The organism is Clostridium acidisoli DSM 12555, assembly GCF_900176305.1.
Lineage (GTDB): Bacteria > Bacillota > Clostridia > Clostridiales > Clostridiaceae > Clostridium_I > Clostridium_I acidisoli.
Window position 1 is genome coordinate 1 of the sequence record NZ_FWXH01000048.1, and the last position, 8121, is coordinate 8121.

The window sequence follows — 8121 nt, forward strand, 5'->3', positions numbered from 1 at the left end:
TTGCTAGATGAAGGAACAAAGATATATAATAATTTAAGAAGTGGAAGTAATGAGGGATTTAATGCAATAGAAACAGGGTTTAAAGATGTACTAGGAAATAGTGCAGGAGAAATAGCATATGAAGGAACAAATATAGTAGGAGTAGCAGTAAGTTTACCGTCAGCATTAAGAAGTGGAGTAGAGATAATAAGTGGAGCAAAGAATATAATACAAGATGGAAGTTTATTAGAAGAAGGAGAAAAACTATTTTCATCAATAAAGGAATCATCAGGAGAGATAGGAAATAGTCTGAATACAGTAAAGCAACTAATAACAGGAGAAAAGAGTATAACAATAGGAGTACTAGATACAGGAACAGGGTTAAGAATACCTAATATATCAGTAATAGATAATGATATAGAGAAGATAAGCAAAATAGAAAATGTTAGTGGGAGTAGTTTAGAGGGGGTAGGAGAAGCTAAGGCAACTATCGATTATGTTAAACTTAGTGAAGAACTGGGAAATAAAATTGAAACAGATGGCTATAAAGTTATTAATACTGAAACAGCAGAACAAGCTAATAAGGACTGGGCAGATATAGGATTTGATTTGCCACCTGTAGCTGAAAATACAACAGTATATAACGTTAATGCAGGAAATTTTTCATACTCTAGAGTGTATTTAGATGGGTATAATTATCCAAAGAGTAGATTTATTTTACGTACTGAAGATATTAACGGATTATCATCAGAAGAAATTGCACAAAAATATGCGTTACCTAAAGTGCCAAACAAGATTGTTACTGTTGAGTTACCAAGCGATACACCACTTGAAGTCAGTATAGTAGGTCCTCAAGAAACTTGGGGTACTCTTGGTGGTGATGTTCAATATGCAATAAAGGACGCAACTTTAGAAGATGATTGGTTTTCGAATATAAAGGATTTAAAATAGCATGAGAAAGGAAGATAAAAATGATACAGTTTAATGAAAAAACATTAAAAATAGGACAAAGGGAAATAGAATTAGAATATAGTATAAAAAAAGTAGTTGAGTATAAAAATTTAATAGTTGTTTTGTATTATGATAATGAAATAATACCGAACAATGTTATTGCTTTTGATTTGCAAGGAAATCAATTGTGGAAAGTTAATGATATTTTATGCATTAAAAAACCAACTGGAAATGTTGATATTATAAAAGTGTCAGAAAATGCGATTAGAATAATTTCTGATTTAAGCATTGCATTTGAAATAGATGTTTATAAAAAAGAACTTATAAAGAAAGATTACCTAAGATAAGTTAAATATTGTTATGTGGCTGTTGTTTATATGAATAGTTGTTATTATGATAAATGAGATTATTGATGATAAAATCAAATAGGAAATAATAGATAAGGTGATAGATGAAAGTGAAAATTTACATTTAGTAATAACATTTGCATAAAAGCAACTGCATAATTATATGAAAACTTACTGCAAAATAATGACTAATACGCTGTTATATACAAATACTGATACTTATATCAGAAAAGTATCTTATAATTTACTGCATAATTCAAATTACGCAGTAAGTTTGTCAGTTACCAAGTAAAAAACACATTCAAAAGCAACAAACAACCATCAAAAAGAGGTTTCAATGCTGACTGCTATGGAAAACATAGGAGCTTAAGCAAAAACTTCTTTTGGTGGCTGATTCAAGCTAATAGTAATACTCCAATGGATGCTAAAATTGTGTCTGTTGGAGTTTCTTTTTAAAGGTTAAACTTGGACGCAATAAGGTCATAACTTGGGCGAACTTTGGACGTAGGAAATCTAGTGAAATCAATAACTTGGTCGTATAGGTCTAAGTTTTCAGTAAAAATAAGCTATAGAAAGAAATAATAATAATAAAATAAAGTAGCTGAAAACTACGCCCTTGCGACCCAAGCTAGATGTACCAACAGTTTGATGTGACCAAAGAGTGACCAGTTTTTGACCTAAATACAACCTAAATATAAAAAATAAAGACTAATATTGGATAATAATTTCCTTTGTTAGTCTTTTTATTATGCTTAAAAATAATAATGGAAGGATGATTTTCGATGATGATGTTAATAGAAGAATTCAAAAATAATTTAATTGAAGATGGAAAGAGTGCTAATACAGTACAAAGCTATGTAGGAGATATTTCAGCATTTATCAAGTATCTTAGAAAAATGGGAGTAGAATTTGATGGGACACTAAAAAGGTTTTATATAACCAGTTATAAGAATTATCTAAGTGATAACAGCTATGAGCCTGCTACTATCAATAAGAAAGTTAATAGTATTGGTGCTTTCAATAATTTCCTAATAGAAAAAAGCTACATGACAGAAAATGTTGTTGACCTAAAAAAAGATAAGATAAAAATAGCATATGGTTCGGAAGAGCAGGTAGAAGTTTACTCAGATAATCAGCTAGAAAGAATTCAATTTTACATTCAAAACCAAAAGAAAGTAAGTCTTAGAGATAAGATGATAATTCAGTTATTAATCTTTACTGGAGTAAGGGTTAGTGAACTTTGTGACATTAAGCTAAAAAATATTGATTACTTACTAAGTCAAATAAAAATCATTGGTAAGGGCGGTAAGGTTAGAGAAGTTCCAGTAAAGTTTGAAGTAATGGACACCATTCAAGAATATATTTCAGAAAGAAATAATAATCCATATAAAGCTTCTGAATACTTAATACTAGGGCAAAGAGGAGCAATTAGAAGAGATGCAGTAAATACACTTCTTGAAAGACATACCTTAAAGGGTAATTTTGAAATAAAACTAAAGCCCCATACCTTTAGACATACCTTCTGTACAAGATTAATAAATAAAGGTATTCCAATAACAACTGTAAGTAAATTAGCTGGTCATAGTAGTATTGAAACTACTGCTAAATTCTACATAAATAGCAGTAAAGAAGAAAAGATGAAAGCGGTAAGCCTGTTATAAAAGGAGGAATTTTCAATGATAATAATAAATACTTTGAATGAAATTAATGAATTAGATAATATTCCTAAACCATTGAAGGAAGAACTATTAACATATTTTCAAGAAATTGCAGAAGGTATTGTAGGAGAAGCATGGAAAGAATACAACCTTAGCGAAGTTGGTTCAATAGCAGTAATAGAAGATGATGATACTATTGATGTCTTAGATAAGTTTGGACTAATGCAGGGTAATAATGTTCCCAAAGTATTGCCAGAGTTTGCAACAAGGGTGATTGTAGGAGAAGCAGAAATGTTAAAAATAATTTGGGTATTTGGTGATTGTAATGGACTTTCAGTGTACTATTCAGTAGGGAAATTTGGTAAGGAATTTGATGCTTTCATAGCTGATTACATAATAGAAGATTAAAATAATAGAATAAATGGAGGTGTTTATAATGATTGTAATAAATACAATGAGAGATATAGAAGTTATAAAGGAGCAGAGAAAACTACCTAACCCACTAATAGATGAATTGGAACAGTATTTCAAGGATATTGTAACTAATTTTACAGGTAAGGAAATTTTGGATAAATATAACATTCAGAATTATGGCTCAATATTTGTAATGGAGAATACAGATAATCCTAATAAAATAGGAACTCCTAAGTATGTAACTATAATTGAAATAGGCGGTACTGAATACTACAAGATAGTAATATCAAAGGATGATGATAGTTCTATCGTAGTGTTTAGTGCCGCTAATTCTTTTGGAGCAGAATTTGATAAGTACATTAGTCAATTTGTAATTGATTAGTAATAAAAGAAATGATACAGGAGGGAAATATGATGGAACTACTAATACTGATTGCAAGAATAATACTAATGATACTGGAAGGTATTGCGGCAGATGTTGCAGTATCAAAGGTATCCAAGGAAAGTGGTGTAACCTTTGAAAAGCTTTGGAGTGTTTTATCTAACAAATATAAATAAGATTTCCCGTGAAATTTCCCGTAGGGTTTTGAGTAACGGGAATGCTAAAGGCATTGGTATAAAAGGTATTTCAATAATAAATCCCGTTTTCACGTTAGTTTTTTAATAGATAATAAAATAATAATTTTAAATATTGTATTAGTAATAAATGTTGTAGTTAATAAATAGATTTGATTTTCTACGGGAAAACGGGAAGATAAGAAAAATAACTAGGATAACACTAGATATTTTCAAAATGAAGTACGGGAAAGTAGGTGGTAGATTCCCGAAATAATACGGGAAATTGTAATTAATAAGTTATAAATTAGTGTCATTAAAAAAATCTTCATTTAGGTAACTATGAGTGAGCATTAAAGAGAAAATGAAAGATTGAGGTGAAATGTAACTTTGAAAGTACCTATTAGAGGCTAAGTATTAACGGATGAAAAAAATCCGTACAGGCTTAGTCCCTAATAAAAGGCTAAAAAATAGAAAATAGGTAAGTTGTTGATTATACAAGCATATTGATGTGGTTGTATAATGTTTTCTACAAAGAAAGTTTAGCTCTCTAGTTGAAAACTGGAGGGCAAAGAGGGCGGAAAAACGCCCTGAAAGCCCCCCAATTTTTCGATAGAGAGCTACATCTGAAACAAAAGAGAATGTAAATATATATTATTCTCTAGTATAACAAAGGTTGTAATAATTAATAAAATAGCGGGAGTGGGTGGCTTTGTTTGGAGAATAAGACTAACTAAGGCTGATAGCTACCACCAAATTGTCAAGTAGAAATGGATTGGCTGTTGCCCCCATGCACAGATTATTTTAAGGAAACTCGACTTCCTACGGTCGCTGAGTAAGTTCCACTAACCAAATGTAAAATTTGGAGTGTCACTTAAATTGTCTGAATGCTTCAAACTGAGGTTGCCTGCGTTCCTGCTATGATAAATGGAGGAGTGAAGAATAATGCACTATAAGCAAAATCATGTCTACGTTGGTCTTGACCTACACAAAGAAACTCATACTGCTGTAATAATTGATTGTTGGAATGAAAAATTAGATACTATTGTAATTGAAAATAAGCCTTCTGATTTCACAAAGCTACTGAATAAGGTTAACAAAATGGCAGGTAATCTAACACCAGTATTTGGACTAGAAGATGTACATGGCTATGGTAGGTCATTGGCTGTATTTCTGCTAGATAAAGGACAAGTAGTAAAGGAAGTAAATTCAGCTCTTTCCTACTCGGAGAGAATGAGTTACCCAACCACTAAAAAGAGTGATGATTGGGATGCCTATTGTGTTGCTTCTGCACTTCTAAGAATATTGGATAAACTGCCAGATGCTAATCCGCAGGATTTGTACTGGACTATAAAAATGATGGTAAATAGAAGGGATGCTATAGTAAAGGCACTAACAACGTTAACTAATCAGCTTCATGGTCAGCTATGCTATCATTATCCAAGCTATAAGAAATTTTTCAATGATGTAAACTGTAAAACAGCATTAGTATTTTGGGAGAAATACCCTTCACCGCATCATCTAAAAGGAGTAGCAGATGAAGAGTTGGCGAAGGTTCTTAGGAAACCGAGCCATAATAGCTGTTCAACTAAGAAAGCTAAAGAAATACTAGATATTGTAAAAGCTGATGGAGATACTATTAGAGAATATCAGGAATCAAGGGATTTCATAGTTCAAAGTATTGTAAGAGATATAAGGTTTAAAGCAGAAGAAATAAAAGTAGTTGAAAAAGAAATGAAAAACTTGCTTAAACTACTAAACTATAAGCTCGAAACAATCCCAGGGATTGATACTGTAACAGCTATTGCATTAGTTGCAGGTATTGGAGATATAAAGAGATTTAGAAGTGCTGATAAACTAGCAAGATTTGCAGGCATAGCACCAGTAAATTTCAGTTCAGCAGGAAAAGGCAAGGATAAGAAAAGTAAGCAGGGAAACAGGGAACTATACGCAGTATTCTATTTTCTAGCAGTACAGCAAATACAAGTAGCAAAGGGAAATAACCTTCCAAGGAATCCAGTATTTTTGGAATACTACAAAAGGAAGATTTCAGAAGGAAAAACAAAAATACAATCATTGGTTTGTGTAATGAGAAGGCTTGTAAATATCATTTTTGGAATGATGAAAAATAAAAGTAAATATATAATGCCAGTTATTTCACTAAAGGAAGCAGTATGATAAAATAATGGTAATAGATGAATAAAACTGTTTCTCCTAGTGAAAAATTGGGGGAAAAGGGGGCGAAGGGGGTAAAGAAAATAAAAAATTTTTCTGTAGAAAACAAAGTGAAATCTCTGTAGAAAAAAAGTTTTGTGAAGCCACTCCACCTCTTCCCCCTATGCCCCCAAAAATGTAATAATAGATAGAGTGACAAATGAATAAAAAGGGTGGCTAGGGTGGTTGCCTAAGTAAAAAAATATTCAATAAGTATTCAATGAAAACTAAATAAAAATTTCTCTAAAATATCAATTGGGATACCACCAAAACCACCTAATTTAAGATTGACATAAGAAACTGTAGAAACTATTGATACATAAGGGTTTGTACAGTATAAAATGGAGATACAGGGTTAGCCCCAAGGGGGGAAGTAAAGCTGAAACAATTAGTCATCCTGTATTAGATAATACCAGAACTGGTAGTGCATTAAAACCATATGATGGGCAACATGGATTTAATGATATAATAGATAATTATGCAAAGGATGCTCAAAAATTTGACCTTGTCGGAGGAGACGACGTACAAAGAGAACTTTATCAAATAAAAGGTGGACAAAAGTCTTATGAATACAAGAGAATTTATGATAAAACCCAAGGATTTGATAAGCTAGAGAGAGTTACAGTAGACCAAGAGGGAATTTTTGAGTGGATAGTAGACCCTACAGAAGGAGTAACTCACAGAAGATTTATTCCAGGAGGGGAGATTACAGGTAAACCAAATCAAGTTCCTGGAAAGTAAGGAGGAATGTATAATGTTACTTAGAATTAATGAATTAGAAGATGCAAAAATTAAATATGATTGGAAGACACTTTATGTAGCTTTATATTTAGATTTTATTGATATTTCAGTGTTATCCGATTACTCTGTAAAAGAAATGTCTAATAAATTATATGTAGACAATGAATTTATTACTGAACTAGCTTGGGGGGGATGTGAATTTTTAAAAGAAGAATTATTAGCAAAAATGCCTATCGAGTTAGGCTTTGAAGAAATAGAAAAAAATTCGATTCATTGGAATTACGAGCTAAGAAAGCTACGATATTGTATGCTTAGATTCGCAAGGAATACAATTAGTAATAATAAAGAACTATTAAGTAAAGTATCAGAAATTTATGCTGATGTGGGATATCCTGTAGAGATGGAAGAATTCATACCATATATGCCGCCTAAAGATGGTTATGACCCAACAAAATATTCAATAGAGGAAAATAATTTGCATATGATAATGTTGCTTGATAAATTTTTGGAAGAAGAGAAAAAGGTTATAGCAAAGCTTACTTCATAAGTTGTATTAGGCTAACTACAAAATATTAATTAATTAGGATTAATTAATATTGTTGAAGAAAAACAATAAGTAGATAGATTTTTGGGATGATAAAATTCAATGCATAATACTAATTCTGTAGTAAGTTTGCAGTTAACAGAGAGAAAAATATACTCTAAAAGCAACAAAGAGCCATCAAAAAGAGGTTTCAATGCCAGTTACTATAGAAACATAGGGCATACTGTAAAAGCTTCTTTTGATGGCTAATTCAAGCAAATAGGAAAATTCCAATAGATTCTATAAAGGTGTTTGTTGGAGTTTTTCTTTCTAAGGTCTAACTTGGATACAATAGGACATAGTTTGGGCATACTTTGGTCGTAGGAAATCTAGTAAAATCAATAATTTGGTCGTATAGGTCTAAGTTTTAAGGTAGTTCAGCTATAGAAAAAAGTACAAAATACTAAAATAAAGTTGGTTACAACTACGCCCTTGCGACCCAACTTAGTAGTATCAACGGTTTGCTATGACCTAAATGTACCCAATTTGTGACCTAGATACAACCTAAAAATAAAAAAATCAAGACTAACATTGGATAATGATTTCCTTTGTTAGTCTTTTTACTATGCTTAAAAAGAGCAAGAGATAAAAGCACAGAATTAAATAGGAGAATAAATGCAGTAATAACAAAACTGCAAGTAGATAAAAACTCCTCAAGAATAAAAATGGCAACGGATCA

Annotated in this window: 9 protein-coding genes and 1 pseudogene; all 10 read left to right on the forward strand. The window is 31.4% G+C overall.

The window, feature by feature from the left end; genetic code table 11:
* Positions 1-930, forward strand: a pseudogene (locus tag B8978_RS20000) (hypothetical protein); the annotation flags it as partial.
* 20 nt (positions 931-950) lie between these two features.
* Positions 951-1277 (forward strand): DUF7957 family protein, encoded by a 327-nt coding sequence (locus B8978_RS19130; RefSeq protein WP_084117875.1) that lies wholly within the window; start codon positions 951-953, stop codon positions 1275-1277.
* Positions 1278-2059: 782 nt separating this feature from the next.
* Entirely contained in the window at positions 2060-2938 is an 879-nt protein-coding gene (locus B8978_RS19135) for a tyrosine-type recombinase/integrase (RefSeq protein WP_084117876.1), read from the forward strand.
* Positions 2939-2953: 15 nt separating this feature from the next.
* The gene (locus B8978_RS19140; protein WP_084117877.1) at positions 2954-3343 is read left to right on the forward strand and encodes a hypothetical protein; all 390 of its coding nucleotides are present in this window, start codon (positions 2954-2956) and stop codon (positions 3341-3343) included.
* Positions 3344-3371: 28 nt separating this feature from the next.
* A complete protein-coding gene (locus B8978_RS19145; RefSeq protein ID WP_084117878.1) occupies positions 3372-3731 on the forward strand; it encodes a hypothetical protein in 360 nt (119 codons plus the stop codon).
* Between the two features lie 29 nt (positions 3732-3760).
* The gene (locus B8978_RS20005; RefSeq protein WP_176212763.1) at positions 3761-3907 is read left to right on the forward strand and encodes a hypothetical protein; all 147 of its coding nucleotides are present in this window, start codon (positions 3761-3763) and stop codon (positions 3905-3907) included.
* Between the two features lie 942 nt (positions 3908-4849).
* Entirely contained in the window at positions 4850-6082 is a 1233-nt protein-coding gene (locus B8978_RS19150) for an IS110 family RNA-guided transposase (protein ID WP_084117879.1), read from the forward strand.
* A 363-nt stretch (positions 6083-6445) separates the two neighbouring features.
* The gene (locus B8978_RS19155; RefSeq protein ID WP_139796103.1) at positions 6446-6859 is read left to right on the forward strand and encodes a hypothetical protein; all 414 of its coding nucleotides are present in this window, start codon (positions 6446-6448) and stop codon (positions 6857-6859) included.
* 13 nt (positions 6860-6872) lie between these two features.
* A complete protein-coding gene (locus B8978_RS19160) occupies positions 6873-7406 on the forward strand; it encodes a DUF2247 family protein (RefSeq protein WP_084117881.1) in 534 nt (177 codons plus the stop codon).
* Between the two features lie 99 nt (positions 7407-7505).
* Positions 7506-7652: a hypothetical protein gene (locus tag B8978_RS20010; protein ID WP_176212764.1), complete on the forward strand. Its 147-nt coding sequence runs from the start codon at positions 7506-7508 to the stop codon at positions 7650-7652.
* The last annotated feature ends 469 nt before the right edge of the window (positions 7653-8121 follow it).

Coding starts and splice junctions, on each gene's coding strand:
- B8978_RS19130 (WP_084117875.1), top strand. CDS start 951: ATGATACAGTTTAATGAAAAAACATTAAAAATAGGACAAAGGGAAATA.
- B8978_RS19135 (WP_084117876.1), top strand. CDS start 2,060: ATGATGATGTTAATAGAAGAATTCAAAAATAATTTAATTGAAGATGGA.
- B8978_RS19140 (WP_084117877.1), top strand. CDS start 2,954: ATGATAATAATAAATACTTTGAATGAAATTAATGAATTAGATAATATT.
- B8978_RS19145 (WP_084117878.1), top strand. CDS start 3,372: ATGATTGTAATAAATACAATGAGAGATATAGAAGTTATAAAGGAGCAG.
- B8978_RS20005 (WP_176212763.1), top strand. CDS start 3,761: ATGATGGAACTACTAATACTGATTGCAAGAATAATACTAATGATACTG.
- B8978_RS19150 (WP_084117879.1), top strand. CDS start 4,850: ATGCACTATAAGCAAAATCATGTCTACGTTGGTCTTGACCTACACAAA.
- B8978_RS19160 (WP_084117881.1), top strand. CDS start 6,873: ATGTTACTTAGAATTAATGAATTAGAAGATGCAAAAATTAAATATGAT.
- B8978_RS20010 (WP_176212764.1), top strand. CDS start 7,506: ATGCATAATACTAATTCTGTAGTAAGTTTGCAGTTAACAGAGAGAAAA.